The 19,830-nt window shown below is 68.6% G+C and carries 19 protein-coding genes and 1 pseudogene; 15 read left to right on the forward strand and 5 right to left on the reverse strand.

Features of this window, described 5'->3' with window-relative positions:
• Nucleotides 1-311 precede the first annotated feature (311 nt).
• On the forward strand, nucleotides 312-623 hold the full coding sequence (locus tag ACOBQU_RS38730; RefSeq protein WP_423634114.1) for a hypothetical protein: 312 nt from the start codon (nucleotides 312-314) through the stop codon (nucleotides 621-623).
• Between the two features lie 238 nt (nucleotides 624-861).
• The gene (locus ACOBQU_RS38735; RefSeq protein WP_423634116.1) at nucleotides 862-2,547 is read left to right on the forward strand and encodes a peroxidase family protein; all 1,686 of its coding nucleotides are present in this window, start codon (nucleotides 862-864) and stop codon (nucleotides 2,545-2,547) included.
• A 369-nt stretch (nucleotides 2,548-2,916) separates the two neighbouring features.
• Here the strand turns inward: ACOBQU_RS38735 and ACOBQU_RS38740 are convergent, their stop codons facing one another.
• The gene (locus ACOBQU_RS38740; protein WP_423634118.1) at nucleotides 2,917-3,507 is read right to left on the reverse strand and encodes a hypothetical protein; all 591 of its coding nucleotides are present in this window, start codon (nucleotides 3,505-3,507) and stop codon (nucleotides 2,917-2,919) included.
• A gap of 394 nt (nucleotides 3,508-3,901) precedes the next feature.
• On the opposite strand from ACOBQU_RS38740, the gene ACOBQU_RS38745 reads away from it, so the two are divergent.
• Together ACOBQU_RS38745 and ACOBQU_RS38750 are read left to right on the forward strand one after the other, a co-directional pair.
• Nucleotides 3,902-4,441 carry an epoxide hydrolase N-terminal domain-containing protein gene (locus ACOBQU_RS38745; RefSeq protein WP_423635005.1) on the forward strand — a complete coding sequence of 180 codons (540 nt, stop codon included), beginning with the start codon at nucleotides 3,902-3,904 and terminating at the stop codon, nucleotides 4,439-4,441.
• Nucleotides 4,442-4,753: 312 nt separating this feature from the next.
• Nucleotides 4,754-5,962, forward strand: a complete 1,209-nt coding sequence (locus ACOBQU_RS38750) for a serine hydrolase domain-containing protein (protein ID WP_423634119.1) — start codon at nucleotides 4,754-4,756, stop codon at nucleotides 5,960-5,962.
• Between the two features lie 87 nt (nucleotides 5,963-6,049).
• On the opposite strand, the gene ACOBQU_RS38755 is transcribed toward ACOBQU_RS38750, so the two are convergent.
• Nucleotides 6,050-6,622 (reverse strand): GNAT family N-acetyltransferase, encoded by a 573-nt coding sequence (locus tag ACOBQU_RS38755; RefSeq protein WP_423634121.1) that lies wholly within the window; start codon nucleotides 6,620-6,622, stop codon nucleotides 6,050-6,052.
• Nucleotides 6,623-7,033: 411 nt separating this feature from the next.
• Complete coding sequence (locus tag ACOBQU_RS38760; protein WP_423634123.1) at nucleotides 7,034-7,612, reverse strand: hypothetical protein; 579 nt, start codon at nucleotides 7,610-7,612, stop codon at nucleotides 7,034-7,036.
• 237 nt (nucleotides 7,613-7,849) lie between these two features.
• On the opposite strand from ACOBQU_RS38760, the pseudogene ACOBQU_RS38765 reads away from it, so the two are divergent.
• From ACOBQU_RS38765 to ACOBQU_RS38775, 3 genes and pseudogenes are all read left to right on the forward strand, one after another.
• Nucleotides 7,850-8,032 (forward strand): annotated as a pseudogene (locus ACOBQU_RS38765) (hypothetical protein); the annotation flags it as partial.
• Nucleotides 7,987-8,361 carry an RICIN domain-containing protein gene (locus ACOBQU_RS38770; RefSeq protein ID WP_423634125.1) on the forward strand — a complete coding sequence of 125 codons (375 nt, stop codon included), beginning with the start codon at nucleotides 7,987-7,989 and terminating at the stop codon, nucleotides 8,359-8,361. The pseudogene ACOBQU_RS38765 and the gene ACOBQU_RS38770, both read left to right, overlap by 46 nt.
• Before the next feature lie 208 nt (nucleotides 8,362-8,569).
• On the forward strand, nucleotides 8,570-8,767 hold the full coding sequence (locus tag ACOBQU_RS38775; protein ID WP_423634127.1) for a hypothetical protein: 198 nt from the start codon (nucleotides 8,570-8,572) through the stop codon (nucleotides 8,765-8,767).
• Here the strand turns inward: ACOBQU_RS38775 and ACOBQU_RS38780 are convergent.
• Nucleotides 8,764-8,937 carry a hypothetical protein gene (locus tag ACOBQU_RS38780; RefSeq protein WP_423634128.1) on the reverse strand — a complete coding sequence of 58 codons (174 nt, stop codon included), beginning with the start codon at nucleotides 8,935-8,937 and terminating at the stop codon, nucleotides 8,764-8,766. The genes ACOBQU_RS38775 and ACOBQU_RS38780 overlap by 4 nt on opposite strands.
• A 295-nt stretch (nucleotides 8,938-9,232) precedes the next feature.
• The gene (locus ACOBQU_RS38785; protein ID WP_423634130.1) at nucleotides 9,233-9,838 is read right to left on the reverse strand and encodes a dihydrofolate reductase family protein; all 606 of its coding nucleotides are present in this window, start codon (nucleotides 9,836-9,838) and stop codon (nucleotides 9,233-9,235) included.
• 762 nt (nucleotides 9,839-10,600) lie between these two features.
• Between ACOBQU_RS38785 and ACOBQU_RS38790 the strand changes: the two genes are divergently transcribed.
• From ACOBQU_RS38790 to ACOBQU_RS38825, 8 genes are all read left to right on the forward strand, one after another.
• Nucleotides 10,601-12,202, forward strand: a complete 1,602-nt coding sequence (locus ACOBQU_RS38790; RefSeq protein WP_423634132.1) for an ISL3 family transposase — start codon at nucleotides 10,601-10,603, stop codon at nucleotides 12,200-12,202.
• 61 nt (nucleotides 12,203-12,263) lie between these two features.
• The gene (locus ACOBQU_RS38795; RefSeq protein WP_423634133.1) at nucleotides 12,264-12,680 is read left to right on the forward strand and encodes a DUF4259 domain-containing protein; all 417 of its coding nucleotides are present in this window, start codon (nucleotides 12,264-12,266) and stop codon (nucleotides 12,678-12,680) included.
• A gap of 393 nt (nucleotides 12,681-13,073) precedes the next feature.
• Nucleotides 13,074-13,235: a hypothetical protein gene (locus tag ACOBQU_RS38800; protein ID WP_423634135.1), complete on the forward strand. Its 162-nt coding sequence runs from the start codon at nucleotides 13,074-13,076 to the stop codon at nucleotides 13,233-13,235.
• Between the two features lie 1,505 nt (nucleotides 13,236-14,740).
• The gene (locus tag ACOBQU_RS38805) at nucleotides 14,741-15,916 is read left to right on the forward strand and encodes an arginine deiminase family protein (protein ID WP_423634137.1); all 1,176 of its coding nucleotides are present in this window, start codon (nucleotides 14,741-14,743) and stop codon (nucleotides 15,914-15,916) included.
• Nucleotides 15,917-16,050: 134 nt separating this feature from the next.
• Nucleotides 16,051-16,911, forward strand: a complete 861-nt coding sequence (locus ACOBQU_RS38810) for a class I SAM-dependent methyltransferase (protein WP_423634139.1) — start codon at nucleotides 16,051-16,053, stop codon at nucleotides 16,909-16,911.
• A 98-nt stretch (nucleotides 16,912-17,009) separates the two neighbouring features.
• The gene (locus ACOBQU_RS38815; protein WP_423634141.1) at nucleotides 17,010-17,807 is read left to right on the forward strand and encodes a thioesterase II family protein; all 798 of its coding nucleotides are present in this window, start codon (nucleotides 17,010-17,012) and stop codon (nucleotides 17,805-17,807) included.
• Nucleotides 17,804-18,811 carry a hypothetical protein gene (locus ACOBQU_RS38820; RefSeq protein ID WP_423634143.1) on the forward strand — a complete coding sequence of 336 codons (1,008 nt, stop codon included), beginning with the start codon at nucleotides 17,804-17,806 and terminating at the stop codon, nucleotides 18,809-18,811. The genes ACOBQU_RS38815 and ACOBQU_RS38820 overlap by 4 nt, the downstream gene beginning before the upstream one ends.
• Nucleotides 18,812-19,114: 303 nt before the next feature.
• On the forward strand, nucleotides 19,115-19,321 hold the full coding sequence (locus ACOBQU_RS38825) for a phosphopantetheine-binding protein (protein WP_423634145.1): 207 nt from the start codon (nucleotides 19,115-19,117) through the stop codon (nucleotides 19,319-19,321).
• Nucleotides 19,322-19,830 lie beyond the last annotated feature (509 nt).

A 19,830-nucleotide genomic window follows, 5' to 3' on the forward strand; every position in this document is an offset into this window, starting at 1 on the left:
CAGCTGGGAGCGGACACACCGGCAAGGCCCCGCCGGGGCGCGCCCGACGAGAGAAGCCACTGGTCAGACGCATAGACGGCGCCCGGCGCCCGGCGCTCACCGCTCCCACCCGGACGGTGAGGTGTCTCACAGGCGGAGGATTATGCAGATCGGCCACGACCAGTAGATGATCTTCGGCGGGCCCGGAGGGGACATGTGTCCGTCCGGTGATTCGGCCTTTCCGACCCCGCCTGACGGGGGTTCGCCCGGCCGCCCGCGAAGGCGATTCGACAGGCGAGTCGCCGCTCTCACTCACAGAACGGACACCCGAAGTGAAGTTCTCGACCGTGCGCAACAAGGTCGCGGCATCCGTCGGCGCCATCGCCCTGACCGCGTTCTGCGGCGTCATGACGGCCTCCCCGGCCCAAGCCGCCACCCCGGGCTACCGCTGCACCAACTGGAAGACGACCACCACCGGCTGGAGCGCCGACTGCAGCGTGACCCGCGGCCAGGCCCGCGCCATGGTGGAGTGCTACGACGGCACATCGCACTACGGACGATGGATGGGACGCGGCAACTGGAAGTTCGGCATGAGCTGCGGCAAGAGCAAGATGGGCGCCTATGACGTGGAGTGGAAGGCCTAACCACCCCACACGGTCGCGCGCTGCCGCCCTTGATCGCGTCGGCTGGGCAGGGGGGCATGAGCACGCCGCGCGCGCACTGGGGGCACAGTTCCGCTGGCACCGGAATTCGGAGAGGCGCCACACCCCAGGGGAGCGCGCCGAATCGGTGCGCGCCAGTCACGCCCTTCCGGCATCGGGCATCCCCCCTGCCCGATAGAGTCCGAATCTGAGTACTCCTCATATGTCAGGAGGATCCCTGATGGAAGGGCTCAACCCCACGAACGATCGTCCCACCGGACCTCCGTCCGACGAAGCCGACGCCAGCACTGGCACCGACGCCGTCGACCCTGACGGCGCCGCGATCGAGACCGACGAAAGCGCACCCGCGGCCCTCGCGGCGCCCAAACCACCGGTGTACCGCTCCATCAACGGCTACGGCAACAACATCAACTGCCCCGAACGCGGGGCCACCGGCTCGGTCTTCCTTCGGCGCGCCCCCATCGGATACGCCGACGGAGTGAGCGCACCAGCTGGCACCGACCGCCCGAGCGCCCGCGTCGTGAGCAACGTCGTCTGCCGCCAGACAACCGACACGCTCAACGCCCAGCGCCTGACGGACCTGACCTGGATGTGGGGGCAATTCCTCAACCACGAGTTCAACCTCATCGCGGCCGCGGACCCGCTGGAGACCATCGGCATCCCGGTCCCCGCCGACGACACCGCGTTCCCACCGGGCAGCCAGATCCCGCTCACCCGCTCGGCGTACGACCCGTCGACAGGCACGGGACGGCGCAAGCCGAGGCAGCAGATCAACAGCTTCAGCTCGTACATCGACGGCAGCCCGGTGTACGGCCCCGACGAGGGACGGGCCGCCGCGCTGCGCGCCATCCGGAACTTAGGGCCGATAGCCGCCTACAGCAGCGCCCTGAAGACCAGCGCCGGAGTCGACGGCCCGCTCCTGCCGCTGAACACGGCGGGGCTCTTCAACCAGACCGTCGGACCGGCAGCCAGCTACTTCCTGGCTGGCGACGAGCGCGCCAACACCGGATACGGCCTGATGAGCATCCACACGCTGTTCGTCCGGGAGCACAACCGGCTGGCGGCGCAGATCGCCGCTGAGCGCCCCACGGCCAGCGCCGAGCAGGTCTTCCAGCACGCCCGCAAGTGGGTCGGCGCGCTGATCGGGTCCATCACCTTCCAGGAGTTCGTCCCCGCGATCCTGGGCCCGGACGCGATCGGCCCGTACGACGGGTACGACCCGCACGTCGACGCGACGATGACCACCGAGTTCGCCACCTTCGGATTCCGGTTCGGCCACTCGATGCTCTCCCCGGACCTGCTGATCGTCGACAACGACGGCCAGGTCCTGCAAGCCGTGCCGCACGAGCAGGCGCTGCTGAACATCGGGATCGTCCACCGGTACGGCATCGGCCCGGTGCTCAAGGGCTTCGCGTCACAGATCATGCAGGAGATCGACGTGTCCGTGATCGAGGCGATGCGCAGCATCCAGTTCCCCGGCGCACCGCCGCTGGACCTGGTGGCCGTGGACATCCAGCGCGCCCGCGACCACGGCGTCCCGGACTACAACCAGTGCCGCAAGGCGTACGGGCTGCCCCCGGTCCGCACGTTCGCCGAGCTCACCCCCGACCCGGAGGTGCAGGCGAAACTGACCTCCGCGTACGGCACCGTCCGCCTCCTCGACCCGCTCATCGGCGGGCTGGCCGAACCTCACATCCCGGGTACGGCGTTCGGGCCGCTCCTCACCAGGGTGATCACCGAGCAGCTCACCCGGACCCGGGACGGCGACCGCCTCTGGTTCGAGAACGACCCGGCCCTCACACCCACCGAGGTCGCCGCGATCAAGAGCACCAGGATGTCGGACGTGATCAAGCGGAACACGCAGATCACCAACATCCAGGAAGACGTCTTCCACCTCCCCCTCTGACACGTCGCACGCCTCTGACGCGTCGCACGTCGTGCTCGTCACCCCGCGGCGTGTCCAAGAGGGCGTCCATGACCGACAGCTGCCCGTGGCCGTGCCGAGGTCGGCCTGCCTGCCAGAAGCGAGCCTCCGCGAGGCGCGGCCCATCGTCAGGCGGCCGCGCCTCGCGGAGGCGGCCAGGAACGGCGTACTCGACCGGACCGCGCCGCGCGCGGGCCGCAGGCGCAGCCCTTCGACGCGGCGTACGACCACATAGGGCTTGGCCACGACGCGGACCCGCGCCCAGCCCGCCAGCTGTACGCTTCCGTCCGGCCGCGGGCGGACCGAGCCGTGCGCCCGGCGTGCGCGGTGTGAGTGTTCTCGCCGTGGGGCCTATAGCGACCTGGGGCGTGCCGGGGTGACCGGGTCGGTGAGGCGGAGCGGCAGTGCCGCCGCGGCGATATACCTCATCCGTCCGACGTTGGTACGCGGGTCGTAGCCCAGCGTGTGGGTCAGCGCTTCGTGGCGTGCTTGCACGGTGGAGTGGTGCATGCCCAGTTCGGCGGCGGCGGAGCGGATGCTGCCAGCTTCGACCAGCGTGCGGAGTACAGCCGCGGAACGCTTGTCGAGTCCGGCGAGAGCGCACACGTCGTCGTGCGGGTGCCGCGGGTCGTACGCCTGGGCGAGCAGGAGCATCGCGCCGAGGTCGGTCGCGTCGACGACGGGTGTGGAGCCGTCCGTCAGGCGCAGCGCGATGACGGCCGCGTCCCAGGATTCGGGGGCCCGGTCGGCACGCACCCAGATGCCCAGCCCGACCGGTTCCGGAGGGTCGAGCCTGCCGAAGACATCGAGGGTGGCCCTCAGCAGCCCGCACCGGGTCGGCACGATCGCGGAGGGCGCGTTGACCGCGGCGCTGTCCGCAGTGGTGGCCAGGATCCGCACCGGCGTCGCGGGATCGACCCGGTACCTCGCGAGGAGTGCCATCCGCTCGGCGATCGGCCGGGCTCGATCGATGACCGCGTCGAAGCTGGGAGGAACGGCGGCGGGCTTCCAGACCCCCCGTGACCGCAGGCCCGTCGGGGTCGCGTCGGCTCACGCGCCCGCGGATCTCAGCGCCCGCGACGGTCCCGGAGAGGACCGCAGCGCCGCGCAGAAGCCCGTCGAGTCCGGCGTCCCGGGCGATGAGGACGTCGAAGTACGACACGATCCGCAGGGTGTCGCCCGCCTCCGGGTCGAGTGAGCTCAACCGACCGGTCACATGCTGCAGTTGCTCCCCTTTGCTCCCGCTCACCCCGTGTCCCAGTGCATCGAGCGCCGAGGAAAGAGACTGCCTCAGGATCCCAGGGTGCGGGCCACCCAAGCGTTCCGCGCGGACGTCATGGCGTGGGCGAGGGCGGTGGGAGCCGGTCAAGACGCCCTCAGAACCAGGAGCTTCCTCGCTGGCCACCGGCGGTCCGCTGCCCCGATTCCGGAGGCTGGCCGCTGCGCGGGTACCAGGAGCTTCTGCCCGGCCGCGACACCGGTTCTCCCTTCGGGCAGTACTGGAAGCAGCCCCGGGGCCACCTGGGCACCCAACCCGCGCGGCCCCCGCAGCTCGGTGGCGAACGCCCCAGCGCCCGGCATCGCTGAGCATCCTGCGCTACCCCAAGGCCAGCGGTGTCGGGCACAGGCCAAAGTCGATGGCACGCCGGTCCACTTCATCCACGTACGAGGAAAGGAACCGAACCCGACGCCGCTGCTGGTCCTGCACGGCTGCCCGTGGCCGGGGGAGTTGGCCCCCGCCATCGGCCCGCTGACCGACCCCGCCACCCCACACGGCGGCGACCCGGCCGATCCTTTGGCTGGTGCAGTGATGGAAGACACCGGGCAGCCACGCCGAAGCCGACGCACCGCGCCCAGACGGCAGGAGCACGACTGACCCGCATCCGGGCGGATGGCGACGTACGTCGAGCGAGCAAGCGTCCGGAGGCCTTCCTTCATCGCCTGACCGCCAACGCACCCTCGGCATACGCCAGTTCCTCGACGGCAGAAAGGGCGGGAAGGGCCCGGAGCGGGGAACCCCGTGGGCTGGGTGGATCACGGGCGTACCGCGGACGTATCGCGGACGTATCGAAAAACGCATACGCCACTGGAACGGCCCCCTGCCTTCAATGACGGCACGGACCACAGCGGTCCCCGCCGAGGGCCTGTTGCCCCGGCTTCGGATGGAGATCGCGAAAGGGAGAGCGCCATGCCGTCTGGGAACGTTCGTCCGCTGCTGAGGAGGGCCGGTCTGGCCACCGGTGTCACCCTGCTGATGCTGGCCCAAGTCGGGCCTGCCACCGCCGCCCCGGAGCGTTCTGCCACGAACGCCCCGGCACGGGGCGGGAACGTCCAGAAGGTGATGGACGAGCTGGCAAGGATTCCCGGAGTGGTGGGGGCCGTCGGTGGCGCCTACGTCGACGGGAGGCCCGTCGGCCTCGGCAGCGGGGGCTCCCGGCTGCTGGACGGCGAGGGCGGGAAGATCCCCGCGAACGCCCGTTTCCCGATCTGGTCCCAGACCAAGCAGATGGTGGCCACCGTGGTGCTGCAACTTGTCGAGGAAGGCAAGTTGGGCGTGGACGACAAGCTAGGCGACCTGCTGCCGGTGGTGGTCGAGAAGGACCTGGTGACCCGGGCCGACGAGATCACGGTGCGTCAGATGCTGCGGCACACCTCCGGCATTCCCGACTGGTGGGCCAGCGAGCCGAACCCGGACGGGAGCGAGGGCGACCCGTCCTTCGACGTGTTCGACTTCACGACGCACTACCAGCCGCTGGATCTGGTGAAGTGGAGCCGCGAGCGGCCCCGCACCGGGGAGCCGGGCGAGAAGTGGTCCTACTCCAACACCAACTACACCCTCCTGGGCCTCATCATCGAGAGGCTGACCGGCCACGACCTGGCCACCGAGATGCGCACGCGCCTGTTCGACCCGCTGGGGATGAGCAAGACCTACCTCAGGGTGAAGCCGCCGGAGGACATCAAGGGACCGCACGGCCACGGCTACTACCCCGACACCAACGGCAGGCTGCGCGACATGGACCGGTTCAACCCTAGCCTCGCCGGTGCGGCCGGAGGAGTGGTCTCCACCGCGCGCGACGTCAGCACCTTCAACCGGGCCTTCGCCCAGGGCAAACTGCTGCCGCCGGAACTCCAGCGCGTCCTGACCGAACGGCTGCCCAAGAAGACGCACCTCCCGGCCGTGCCGAACGCAGCGCACCGCCAGGCCCTGGGCGGCACCAGCTGCGGTGACGACTTCTTTGTCACAGGCGGGTTGGCCCCCGGCTCCATCGCCCTGACCCTCTACTCGGCAGACGGTCGTCGCCAGTTCGCGATGTCGTTCACTCTGCGCGCCAAGCCCAGCACCGTGGAACTCGACGTGAGCAAGGCCGTGGAGGCTGTCTTCTGTCCCGCCTCCTGACGAGCGACAGCTCCCCGGACCGCCCGCGTCGGTGACTGCGGTGGGTGACGGAGGGTTGAGCTGCGACGACGTCTTCGCGGGCACGCACTAGCGGCCAGGTGTCGGCGTGCCCGTCGGCTGCCATTCGCGACGCAAGAGGCCGAAGACCCAGGAGTCGGAGACGTCGCCGTTGACGACGCAGTCCTCGCGGAGGGTGCCTTCGCGGACGAAGCCGAGCTTCTCCAGGACCCGGGCGGACGCCACGTTGCGGGTGTCGGTCTCGGCTTGTACGCGGTTGAGGTCCAGGGTGTCGAACGCCCACTGCAGGACGGCGTGCGCCGTCTCCGTGGCGTAACCGTGACCCCACGCGGCGGCGTCGAAGACGTACCCCAGGGACGCGCTGCGGAAGTCCGGATTCCAGCCGGTCAGCCCGCACCAGCCGATGAAGGCCCCGTCGGACACGCGCTCAACGGCCACCCGCGCTCCCGTGCCCTGCTCCTCGATCGTCCGGCAGACCTCGATGAAACGCTGGGCACGGGCCGGATCGGTCCACGGCGGGGAGTCCCAATACCGCAGCACGTGGGCGCTGCTGTGCAGCTCGTACAGCGGCGCCGCATCGGCGTCGCCGAACGGCCGAAGCCGCAGCCGGGCGGTGCGCAGTTCAGGGGTGGACAAGGTCATGCGGAGCATCCTGCCGCGCCCCGCTCGCCCCCGACCAACCATTTATCCGTACGGCCAGGGGCGCACACGTCCTCCGTGACACCGAGACGACGACGGCGAGCGCCGCTCTCGTGCACGCCAGAGCGGCCGAGCCAGCCCGCGCACAACAGCCCACGTGCGGGCCTCGGTGGACGATGACTCTGGCCGTCTAGTGGCTGGCCTGGCCGAGCGCCCAGGCCAGCCACAGGAGGAGAAGCGCTGGCAGGACGATGGCCGTAGCGTCGAGCGCGATACCCCTTCGAGCCCGCGGAGCGTCGACGCTCCCGCGGCCCCGCACCCGGTGCAGGACGACGAGGCCCCAGACGATCGCCCATGCTCCAGCTCGCCTGGACCGTCGAGGCCGCGCGCCGCTCCCGACCGCCCCACCACTCCTCACGCCTGGTGCCGCCATTCGCCGGTGTCGACGAACCGCTGGACGCTAGTCGCGAGGGTGTCGGCGACTATGGGCGGCCCAAGGGGTTCACGGCGCTGGCCCCACAGGGCTTGCGTGGGCAGAAGGTCCGCCAGGCGCTCGACGATGTCGGCGAAGTGGGCGACCATACCCGAGCCGTCCAGTTCGGGGTCGTAGCGCAGTCGAAGGCCTTCGAACGGTCCCGGGTGATGGTGCACGACAGATCCCCGCACCAGGGGATACAGCCAGATGACGGGGTCATCCGTCTCTTCGTCGAGGACCGCGAAGTAGTCGTCGACCTGTTCGAACCGCAAATGGTCCAGCGATCCCCAGCGGGGGTCTGTGGGCGGGAAGCTCGGGTTCTCGTCACCGCAGAGAAGGAAGACGTCACCGAAGCTGGGCCGCTGCGGACCGGTGAACATGACATCGACCACGCACTCACGCTCGACGTTGACGGGATTCATGGGTTCAAGCCCTTCGTTCTGTGTGACGTCGCCCTCGTGCCCCGCACCATAACCAGCGCCACTGACATCACCGCCCAGAAGCTTCCCCAGCAGCACCCCGCCACGGAAACAGAGACCTGCCGACGACGGTCGACGGACGGCCAAGGTCATCCCTGTCCCAGGCCCCCGCACGGGACCATGAAATGTCTGGTTTCGATGTTCCTCGAAGGGCTTTGAGGGCCGTGCGGGGCCGCCGCAAGACTTGCCCTCGTACGGGGGAAACACCCGGTTCGCCGCGCGGCGCCGGGCGGCCCCCGGCCAGTACCCGCACCCGATCCAGGGAGATGACCTCGTATGAAGCTGACCAGCTCGTTCACCATCCGTGCCGGGATCGCCGCGAGCGCCGCTCTCGCGGCCACCGCCGTGCTCGCAGGCCCGGCCCACGCCGGGGTCTCCGGCCAGTACCGGTTCCAGAACGCCGGCACCGGAAAGTGCCTCGACGTACAGGCCGGTTCTTCGGCGGACAACACCCCCTCCAGCAGTTCAGCTGCAACGGCAAGTCCCACCAGCGGTTCTCGCTCAGCTTCGAGGTGGACAACCCCACGTCCCTGATGAGAGCCACCCACTCCAACAAGTGCATGCAGGCCGTCAGCGCGACGCCCGGCACCAACGTCATCCAGCGGCCCTGTGACAACATCTCCTGGCAGCGCTGGGAGTTCATCGAACTCGGCAACAACAAGGTCACCATCAAGAACGTCGCGAGCGGCCTGTGCCTCGACGACGGCGCAGCACCCTCCGGCAGCCGCCGTGAGGTGCGCCAGACGCTCTGCACGGGGGCGGCCACGCAGGTGTGGACCCGCTACTGACCCGCCCCGCGTGGGTGCGGCTTCCCCTCGCGAGGCCGCACCCACGTGCGGGAACGGCTTCATGCCACGCCCGCCACCACCCGACGGGGGAGATACGCCCAGGGCCCGACTGGGGATGATAAGGGCGCGCGAGGCAAGGACCGCACCTCGTGGGCGAGTTCCACGGATCAAGCGCAGGCACTCCGGCGTCGGCGAGGCGAACGCGCGCGTGCAGGTGTCCGGCGGCCTCGGGACCGAACCGCGGATAGGCCAGCAGCGGCCCCAGGAAGCCGACACGCAGCGTGATCAGTACGCGGACGACGTCAGGCAGTACGCCGCCCATGAGCAGGTCGGCGAACTAGTCCACGGCGGCCGGTTCCAGGTCGAGGACCTCCTCGACCTGGTCAACCGCCAGGACCAGCTCTAAAGCAGCCGGGCCACGACGTCCGCCGAGCCCTGGCGGCGCAGCAGCCCGGCGAGGTCCGCGCCCCGACCGTGGCCCTCGGTCTCGGACAGGCCGGGTTCCAGCAGCGGCAACGGCGCCGCGGCGCAGGCGGCGAGCGGTCCGCTACCGGGATTGGGCCGCAGGACCACCACCTGGGCGCCTTGCGACGCGCAGCCCCGGCGCCACGCTGACCAAGGCCAGTGCCGGTTCAACGCCCCGCCCGTAGCACGCCCGGACGTACTCCAGGTACTTGCCGCACGCATCGCGCAGCGCCGCGAACTGCTCGGCCCGTTCCCTGATCTCCCGCGTGGGGCCCTCCGCCGACCTCTTCCACCGAGGATCGTCGTTGGCGGCCATCGGGATCGGAGTAGCGAAACCCCTTGGGCAAGCTGATTGCCAAGACACCCCCAGGCTCGTTGGCGGGCTGCGCCACCGGCGGGGGCAGTGTCACGCAGGGGTGGCGAGCGGGGGGTGTTCGAGCACGCGGGGCTTGTACTCGACCAGCTGGATGCGGCCGTCGAAGGTGCGGTGCTCGATCATTTCGAGGGCTACGTCCGGATAGCCGTCGTAGATGCGCTCTTCGCCCGTGGCCCCGGTGATCACCGGGAACATCACGACCCGGAAGCGGTCGACGAGCCCGGCTCGTAGCAGGGACCGGCACAGGCTGAGGCTGCCGATCGTGCTGAGAAGCCCCGAGCCACTCGACTTCATGGCACGGACCGCCTCGACGGCGTCGCCGCGGACGAGCGTGGAATTGGCCCACGTCAGGGGCTCCTCAAGCGAGGAGGAGAACACCACCTTGGACGCTCGCGTGAGCTCGTCGACGGAATCCTGTTCTTCGGGCCGGAACTCTTCCTGGCCATCGGGGACCTCACCTGCGGCGAAGCCTGACATCAGGCGGTAGGTGTTCGCTCCCATCAGATAGGTGGCCTCGGGCTGCTCGCCGAGCCATGCGAGGTACTCCGGGCCCTCAAGGCCCCAGAACCCGGGCCATCCCTCGCCCGATGCGTAGCCATCAAGGGAGGTGATGAAGTCGATGAGAAGCTCTGACATGGCGATGTCCTTTCTGGGGTGCTACGAGCTTGGACCGGCCGTGAGCCACAAACTCATCGGCCGCCCGTGGAGGAAGAAGACCCATGAGCCCCCGCCGCTGCAGCCCACATCGCGTCGCACCGCCCAGCGTTTCACCGTCAGAGAGAAGATGGTCTCCGCCACCGCTCAAGCCATTCCCAGGCGCCCACTCGCGGCGACAAACACTGCTCAGCTCCCCTCATCGGCGCTACGCACTTCGCCCTTGAGCGCCGGGCGACCCGAAACGCCCGCAGAAGCTTCCTGCACCCCGCGTGAGCCCTGGCACCGGGCCGGGATGTATGCCGCACAGCGGACAGCATGGCGAGAGCCAAGCGGAAGAAGAGACGCAGCAGCTACCCGGGCTGTGCGCGGAAGCGCCCTCACCGCCCTACTCATGGCCGCGGCCGACCCTGCCGCTCGCCGCCCGCCGCATCGGCCGTGAGTCCTACCTGCCTCGGCTTGGCCCTGGCCGCCGCACACGGTCGTCGTAGACCCATCTCGGCAGAGTCCGCGCTGAGCTTGTTGCTGGCCGGGGGGGCAACATCGTCGGCGTGGACGTCGACCCCGCCCTCGTGGACGAGCACATCAGATCATCTTTGCCACTGGCTCTGTTCACGAGAACGGGTTCTGGCTCGCTTTCCGTGATGCGCGCACGCTGAGTGACGGCTGACGCTCCAATCAGGCTCCGGGAAGTTGCCTGAAAATGACCAGGGCCGATCTTGGTGTGGTCGACAGTGCGGCGTCGTGGAAGAGACATCGCTCCGCCTGGAGGGCCTACTGTTCCCATCCATCGCGGACGTGTCGGTGCTGTCGCTGGACGTGAGCCCCGAGGCGATATGCATCGACGTCTGTAGTACGGCGGTCGGGGCGGCATGCCCGGACTGTGGGAGCGAGTCGACCCGGGTGCACAGCTCTTACCTGCGGTTTCCTGCGGACGTGCCCAGTGGGGGACGTCTCGTGGTCCTACAACTGCGAGTTCGGCGCTTCTTCTGCCCAGAGGCTTCGTGTGCTCGGCGGACGTTCGCCGAGCAGATGCCGGGACTGACGCGGCGGCACAGCAGGTGGACGGAGCGGTTGCGGTCGACTCTTGCCGCAGTGGGTCTCGCCCTCGCCGGCCGGGTCGGCGCCCGGATGGCAAGGGCCTTCGGGGCGCCCATCAGTCGCAGCGCGGTCTTGCGGCTGCTCGATGCTTTGCCCGAACCCGAAGTCCCGGCCTCGCGAGTGGTTGGTGTTGATGAGTACGCCACACGCAAAGGACGGGTCTACGGCACGGTGCTCGTCGACGTCGAGTCCCGTCGGCCGGTGGATCTGCTGCCTGACCGGGAGGCGTCCAGCCTGGCCGCATGGCTGGAGAAGCGTCCCGGGATCGAGATCGTCTGCCGGGATCGCGCCCCGTTCTTCGCGGAAGGCGCCACAGCCGGGGCACCCCAGGCGACGCAGGTCGCCGACCGCTGGCACTTGTGGCACAACCTTGGGGAGGCCGCTGAGCGGGCTGTCGCCCGACACCGCCAGTGCCTTCGCGTCCTGGCCCCCGATCGCGAGGGGAAGGCTGAACCACCTGCGCCGCCCGAGGAGAAGGCGGACTCTCCATGGCGGAGCGAGCGGTTCGCCAACCGCGTCCGAGCCAGGCACGCCATGGTCCACGCGCTGCTGGAAGCCGGCCACAGCCGCCGTTCCATCGGGCGCCAGCTGAACATGACCCACCGCACCGTCAAGAGCCTCGCCGACGCTGCGAAGCCGGAAGACCTCTTTCGCGGCCAGTGGCAGCACAACAGGATCTCCGTCCTCGACGAGTACAAGCCCTACCTGGACGAACGCTGGGACGAGGGCTGCACCAACGCCTGGAAGCTCTGGGAGGAGATCGTTCCCTTGGGCTATCGAGGCAGCTACGGCCTGGTCAGCGCCTACCTGCGAGAGAAGCGCACCTCGCCACGGCCGGTCACCGCGCAGCCGCCGGCACCCCGCGTGGTGACGAGATGGATCCTCAGCCGACCCGAGACGCTGACCGAGATCGAACAGCTCCGGCTCAAGGCCGTCCTGGCCAACTGCCCTGAACTCGAAGCCCTGACCGGTCACGTCCGGTCCTTCGCCCAGATGCTCACCGAGCGGCAGGGGGAACGACTTCCGCAGTGGCTCGACGCCGTCCGCCAGGACGACCTCCCCAGCCTCCACACTCTCGCGGCTGGCATCGACCGCGACCGCGACGCCGTCATCGCCGGCCTGACCCTGCCCTGGAACTCCGGCGTCGTCGAAGGACACGTCAACAGGATCAAGATGCTCAAACGCCAGATGTTCGGTCGCGTCGGCTTCGCACTCCTCCGCAAGCGGGTCCTCCTCGCCCCGTGACCGATGTCAGTGGCTCCTGGAACCATGCCTTCGTCCGAGACAGCCGTATCAGGAGCCATGCATGGGAACGTGGGGAACCGGCCCGTTCGACAGCGACCTCGCCGCAGACTTCGTCGATGAACTTGAGGGGCTCACCCACAAGCAGGTCATTGACGTGCTGGGGCGGGCATTCCAGCGAGTCACCGACTCGGGAGAACGCGTCGATGGCGGGGACGGGGCCGAAGCTGTTGCCGCCGGTGCTCTCGTCGCGAGCACCCTCCCGGACAGTCCCATCGTGATTGACCCGGACGACTGCCCCAGGGAACCGCTGCCCGAACTGCCAGCCTCCCTTCGCGCGTCGGCGAGACTCGCACTGGACCGGGTTCTCCAGGACGGATCAGAAATGGCAACCGGCTGGGTGGACAGCGCCGACGCCGACCAGTGGCGCCAGGAAGTACGACAGATCCTCCAAGCACTCGAGACACCCATTGATCACTGATCGTGACCGCTTCACGGAAGTCGTGCCAGAACCCGTTCTCGTGAACAGAGCCACAGGCCGCAGCAAGAACAGCAAGAAGGCACGAAGCATTGCGAAAGGCCGGGCGGGACGCCGTAAACGGAGAACGCGGTGAGTCATGGCCGGGCACACGGACGGCCGCTCCTTCAAGAACCGCGTCATGTCCACAGGCAGGCTGCATGCGTTGCCCATTAGGTCAATCGGGGGAAGGGGGAGCGGTCTCCGTCGACGTTGGATGCCAGCTGCGGAAGGATGCATTCCATGCGAACCATGAAACGCGTTCTCCTCGCGGCTGCGGCCGCTTCGTTGCTTGCGGCGACCCACGGCGCAACGGCCGTAGCCTCCGAACTCGCACCCACACCCGTACAGTCCACGGTGGCGGCAGCGCCAGGCTGGCACCACGTGGCGGACTTTCCTCCGGCCGAGGAGCACCGCTGCCACGAGCGCGGCCGGTGGTACTTGGAAAACGGCGTCCGCGCCTACGAGTGCCGACCCGCCGGAGTCTGGCAGCTGTGGGTCCTCACCGAGCCCTCCTAACCAGAGTCAGGGCCGGACCGTCGCTCCCAAGGCGGTGTCCGCAGCATTGCCCCGGGGCACCGCCTCCACACCCGAAGGCCACGGCCTCCAGCCCGCCGCCTTCGGTAGCCTTGTCCGGCCCTGCTGGCAGGCGCCAACCCCGGCTCTACGCCAGCTCCCTCGCCAAGGCCGCCAGGACAACCGCACCGGCGACCGCACTCTATGGTCCCCGGTCGGTGTGCAGCGAGGAAAGAAGCGTGTGCTCGCCGACGGCTAGGCACATCGGGCGCGACAGCTGCGGGCGGCCTCCGTATCCGCTGCGCAACTGCTGCAGAAAGGGGCGGTAGACGAGGGCTGCAGCACCGCATCACCGGTAAACCCGGTTCAGCCGTCCTCAGGCCCTGTACACAACCGCGCGGCGGTACGAGGAGCCCGCGGCGATGAGGTGGCCGACGTGATGAGCCGTCCGCAGCCGCGGACCGCCGCGCGGCCACAGCTGCGGCAGACAGCGCACAGTGATCTGCGCGCCCCCAGGTCGGCTCTCGCTCGCAGCATGCCTCCGCCTCGTCATGCCGCCGCGCTTGCTCGGCATCCAGCCCTTCCGGTGGGCGCACACGCCTTCTTCGCAGCCCGCAGTCGGCGGAGCCGAATAATTCAGCGGCGTTTCATAATGGGGGTGAAGCCCGCGGATGGCTGGCGGGCGCGGCCCCTTCTGCCGCTTCCTTTCGCATGCAGAGTTTTCCTAACCTGGAAAATCTCGCCATCTTCGCTCGTGGTGCACCGGGCCTCTTGTCCTGAAGACAGGTCGGGGGTGTCCACTTTGTGCCCCATGCATAGTCGCTGGCGGAAAATTATTACCGGGTACCCGGTGCTTCATCGGTCAAACAGCAGATTGCTGTCGCGTACGCTTTCCCGTGAAGAATCACAGTGGACTCGCAGGAGAAGACACAGGCCGTTGTGCGGTGCGAACGCTCCGTAAAAAGTTGTTGAAGGATGGCCCTGTCCGGTGAAAGGCGCTGCTGTTCGAGAGCGGCCGCCGCTGGAGAGGTGCTACCGGAATCCTGGAAGAGTGAAAATTTCGGCCTGTGATGCGACAGGCCGAAACTCTGATTGATGCCTACACGGGTGGCTCTTAGTGTTTATGTAGCTTCGCCGCACACTGACCATGCCCTACCTCATCCACTCCTGCGCTATCCGGTAATGCGCGCGTGTTCTCACCTGCAGTTTTGTGCGGTAACGGCCCCGGACGGGCCTGATTTCGCAGACACGCGTCGCCCGATGACATGACTCAGGCAAACCAGACGATGACATGACCCAGGCAAACCAGACCCGGGAGCCCCATGCGATTACCGCCTGACGTCGCACTTCCCGACGCCCCCGTGCAGGAAGGCGTCATGGATCGGCGACCAGTCCAGGACGAACCCCTATCACCTCTGTCCGCCTTCACCGACTGCCACGTCGGCTCGGAAGTCGGCCGATTGCGTCGTGTCCTCGTGCACCGGCCAGGTGAGGAGCTGGAGCGCCTGGTGCCTGACAACCATCGTGGGCTGCTCTTCGATGAGATTCCCTGGCTGCCCGGGGCGCAGCGGGAACACGACGCGTTCACCGCCGCTCTGCGTCAGCACGGCGTTTCGGTGGTGCCGTTGCTGTCGGCTCTCACCGAAGCACTGACCCTGCCTTCCATACGGCACGATGTGACTCGGGCGGGCGTCGGCAGAGTCAGGCTGGGGAGGGATCTGGCAGACGTCTTATGTTCGTGGCTGGAGGCTCTCGCTCCGGCGGACCTTGCCGACCGTCTGCTCGTCGGCGTTGCTTACGACGATCTTCCTGACGACATGCGCCTCGCAGCCGGTCGGACGCTCGGCATCCGCAGCCAGCCCTCGAACCGCATGCTGCTGCAGCCCTGCGTGAACACCATGTTCGTCCGGGACAGCAGCAGCTGGGTCGGCTCCCGGTGTGTGCCTGGCCTCATGGCGACGCCCGCCAGAGCTGTGGAGGGCGACCTTCTGAAGGGCCTGCTGCGGGCCGCGAAGGCGTCCGTCGTGGGACGGGACCGGAAAGAAGGGCACGGGAGGCTGCTGCCAGGCGGAACGTACCGCATGAACCCATGCTCGGGCGGCAGGGCGGAAGGCGGTGACATCCTGCTCGCGGGCGCGGGCCGCGTGCTGATCGGTGTCGGCGCGCGCACCACGGTCGACGCCGCGGAAGCGCTGGCACGGGATCTGCTGTGCACCGGTGCGGCCCGGCACGTCTTCGCCGTTCTGCTTCCGGTGGCTCGCTCCACCATGCATCTGGACACCGTCACCACGATGGTCGACCAGGAGACCATGCTGGTCAGTGCAGTGCACCAGGACGCCTGCACCTGGGTCCGGCTGACCTTGAGCCGGAACGGATCGATCGAGGCTCAGACGGTGGACCGGCCTTTGCAGGTCCTCGCGCGGGCGCTGGGACTTCCGGCCCTGCGGGTCATCGACACCGGAACTGACCGGTTCAGCGCACAGCGTGAACAGTGGAGCGACGCGGCCAACGTCTTGGCGGTGCGCCCCGGCGCCGTCATCGCCTACGACCGCAACACCACGACCAACGCCAACTTGGAACGGGCGGGCGTCCAGGTGGTCACCGTGCCCAGCTCCGAGCTCGCGCGTGGACGGGGCGGGCCGCACTGTCTGTCCTGCCCCCTGCTGCGTGACCCCGTCGGCTGACGGACGATCGCGGCACACCGCACGCGAAGCCCGCCGGGCGGCTACAGCAGCGCCAGCACCCCTCGCCTGAACACGTACGCCGGGCGGGCAGCACACGTATCTGCTGACACAAAAACGACTCATCAGGAGTGCACATGACCACGTATCAGCCGGTGACCGAGCCTCAGCCCAACGGCCAGCATGAAGCCGACGCCGACGGGCGCGTGCAGGAACAGAAGCAGACCGTTCGCTCGGTCTACGAGAAGGTCGCCCAGGAATACGACGAGCGCATACCGGGCAGCGGCCCGTCCGACGAGATGTTCACCGAGTCGGAGCGGAACTTCATCCTCGGAAAGGTCCGGCCCGGCGAGGACGTGCTCGACATGGGGTGCGGCACCGGCCGCTTCACCGTGCTGATGGCCGAGGCGGGTGCCAAGGTGAGCGGGTTGGACATCTCGCAGGCCATGCTCGACCAGGCCCGGCAGAAGCTGGCCGAACGCGGTCACACCGCCGACCTGCGCGAGGGGGACATGGCGCACCTGCCGTTCGACGACGCGTCCTTCGACACCGTCACCAGCATGCTGGCCCTGATGCATATACCGCTGGAGGACCGGCAGGCCGTCTTCCACGAGGTGCGCCGGGTGCTGCGGCCCGGCGGCCGGATCCTGCTGGGCGTGAAGAACACCCTCATCGAGCAGTTCTTCAAGGCCGACCGGTTCGCAGCCGTTGACATCACCGATGTCCCCGGCAAGCAGCTCCTTTTCACCCAGACGCAGTCGGGGGAGGAGTACAAGGCGCCGTGGTACAGCTTCAGCCCGCACGAGATCAACGCCTTGGCCGCGCAGGTCGGCATGACCGTCACTCACATGCGGGGCAACTCCCCCTGGCGGTGTGGTTGGCCGATGAAGTGCTCCGTGACCCGTCGGTCGCGCTGGCCGTGCGCGGGCTCGAGCGGACCCTGGCCGACGTGCCGCCGTTCAACCACCTCGGCTACCACCTCCTGGTCGAGGCCGTGAAGCCGACCAGGTAGGCCGGTGCCCCCAGTGCGTCGGTCCGGCGTACCAGCGCCGGGCCGACCGCCCCCGCAAGCCAGTGACAGGGATGTCGACGGGTGATGATGGCGACCACCGAGAACCGGACTGTGGATCTCTTGTGCGTGGCGGGTGCTGGCGGCAGCGCCATGTCCTTCCGCCCGTTGTCGCGGGCGACGGACCTGACCGGGGTGAACGTCGTCCCGCTGGACCTCCCGCGCGCAGCACCGTCGCCCGGTCCCGGGGGCGAAAGCGCTACTGTCGGCATCGCCACCTACGCCCAGCGGCTGTCGGCGCGTCTTCTCGCCCTCCCTTCGGTGATCCTTCCCGGGCACAGCCTGGGCGCGCTCGTGGCTTATGAGATGGCCCGGGCGGCGTCTCCGTTGCCTGTCGGGCCGCGAGTACTGCACCTCATTGTGCTGGCGTGCCCGGCACCCGACCGACTGTCCGCCGCTTCGCCACCGACAGAGCCCCAGGACGACGACGTTGATCCAGTGGAGCACCTCATGGCCACTGGCGAGTTGTCGGCCGCTGCGGACGCTGTCGTACCACAGGATCTGCGCAGCGACCTGCGCGCCTGGCAGAACTACCGTGCCCCGACGGGAGCAGCACCGTTGCCTGTGCCGGTCACCGTGGTAGCGGGCCGGTACAACACCGGCATCGAGCCCGTCAGGCTGGAGAGATGGTCGAAATTCACCAAGGACTGGCACGGGCTGCGCTGGGTGCCTGCACGGCATGACGTGCTGGCCGAAGCCGCCCCGTACACAGCCAGGGAGGTGGCCAGGATCGTCTCCACCACGGTTGGCACCGACTGCGAAGAGACACCGCACACCGTCGCCGGGCGGCCGGACACGCCGCACGGCAAGGGAGGCACACCGTGACCGTCACGGTCGGACCCGAACACCGGCATGCGCAAGGCACCACCCGCTACCGAGCGCTGTCCCTGCGGGACGTCACCGAGATACTGAAACAGCGGGGAGTCGGCCCGGACGTGGTGGACGACGTGCGCGCTGTGGGCGCCGTCTTGCCGTTCCGCGTCAACGATCATGTCCTGGACAACCTCATCGACTGGGACGACATCCCCCACGACCCGATGTTCCAACTGCTGTTCCCACAGCCCGGCATGCTCGATCCCGCCGGTCTGGCCACGATGCGGCGCCTTAGTACTGCGGTGCTGCGCCGCCACGTTGAACCGCTGCTCGATCCCCGGCTGGATCGGCTTGAGGCCATCCGTATCGGAACGAAATCCCTGACGTTCTGGCCCGCCCGCTTCTGCAGCGACGCTGATGCGCCGGACCTGCTCCGGCTGTTCGAACAGGTGGTGGCACCCGGCCGCAGCCTCGTTCTGGTGGCCGACCTCTCACATCCGCGCGAACTGCAGTCGGCCGCCACCCGTCGGGCGATACGCCTGGCCCGCAGCACCGGAGCGAACATCTACTGCCAGGTTCCGCTCGTCGCTCACGTCAACGACCGGCCGGAGACGTGGGAGCGGCTGTGGAACGCGGAGGTGAAGCTCGGATGTGTCCCCTACTACATGTTCGTGGAACGGGACACCGGCCCCCGCCGCTACTTCGAGGTGCCCCTCATCCGCGCTCACGACATCCTCGCTACCGCCTACCGGATGTCCTCCGGGCTCGCCCGCACGGTCAAAGGCCCCGTCATGTCGGCAACGCCAGGGAAGGTCGTCATCGACGGCTATGAGCGACAAGAGGGCGACCACGTCACGATGCAGCTGTGCTTCGTTCAGTCCAGGAACGCCGCGTGGGTCGGTCGGCCCTTCACTGCCAAAACCACCACCGAGGCGACCTGGTTCAGCCACCTTCAGCCCTCGGGCACACAACCGTGGTGGAGCGAGGAGTCAGCAGCGACGAGGAGGCCGACATGATGACCCGACCGCGGCCACAAACCGCCGCACGGCACCCACAGCGGCAGACAGCCATCGACGATCTATGGGCGGTTTTCCAACGTCAGGCCGCCGCTACGCCGCAGCACACGGCCCTCCTGAGCGGTTCTTCACGGGGCACCTTCCAACATCTCAGGCAAAGCGCCGAGCGAACGGCTGTGGACCTGTAGCAGGCCGGTATCCGGCCCGGGCAGCTCGTCGCTCTGTGCGGACCGGCCTCGATGGAACCGGTCAGCACCGTTCTCGGGGTCCTGTGCGCCGGAGCCGCCTACCTTCCGCAGCACTGTGACAGTAGATCCACAGGCTGACTTCTTCGAGCTGGGCGGGTCATCCTTGAGCGCCGCGCGACTGGTGTCCCTGGCCCGCCGGGAACTGCACACAGATATCACTCTGCGGGAATTTCTCGACAAGCCCACGGTCGCGCACCTTGCCGCCCTCGTCGAACGCAAGCGCTGCGCTGTGGCTGAAAAGCGAGGTGACAACAGCGGCTGATGGGACAGGAGCTCAAGGACGACGGCGAGAAGGAAACGAACGATGCCCGCCAGCAACACAACCGCACACACCGATGGGCCGCCGCACGGGCAGCGGCTGTGGACGGACCGGCGCTGGCTCCTCTACGCGGCCGCGGCTGCCGCGGCGCGGCTGCCGGGCACCATGCTCCCGCTGGGCCTGGTGCTGGCCGGACAGTCAGTGACTGGATCCTTCACATCCGGCAGCATCCTGGCCGGTGCGTACGCGGCCGCAGCAGCACTGAGCGCCCCCTGGCGCGGCCGACGCCTGGACCGCACCACACTGCCCAACGGACTCACTCCGCCCCTGGCGGGCGGAGCCGTACTGCTGACCGCGCTCGTCGCCGCACTGGCAGCCCGAGCGCCCGTTCCGCTGCTGGCCGCACTGGCCGCAGCGGCCGCCGTGGCCACTGGCGGAGTACCCGGAGGCATACGCAGCCTGCTGCCCGTACTGTGGGGCGAACGCACCACCGCACGGGCCTTCGCCGGGGA

Source organism: Streptomyces sp. G45, assembly GCF_049542095.1.
Taxonomy (GTDB): Bacteria; Actinomycetota; Actinomycetes; order Streptomycetales; family Streptomycetaceae; genus Streptomyces.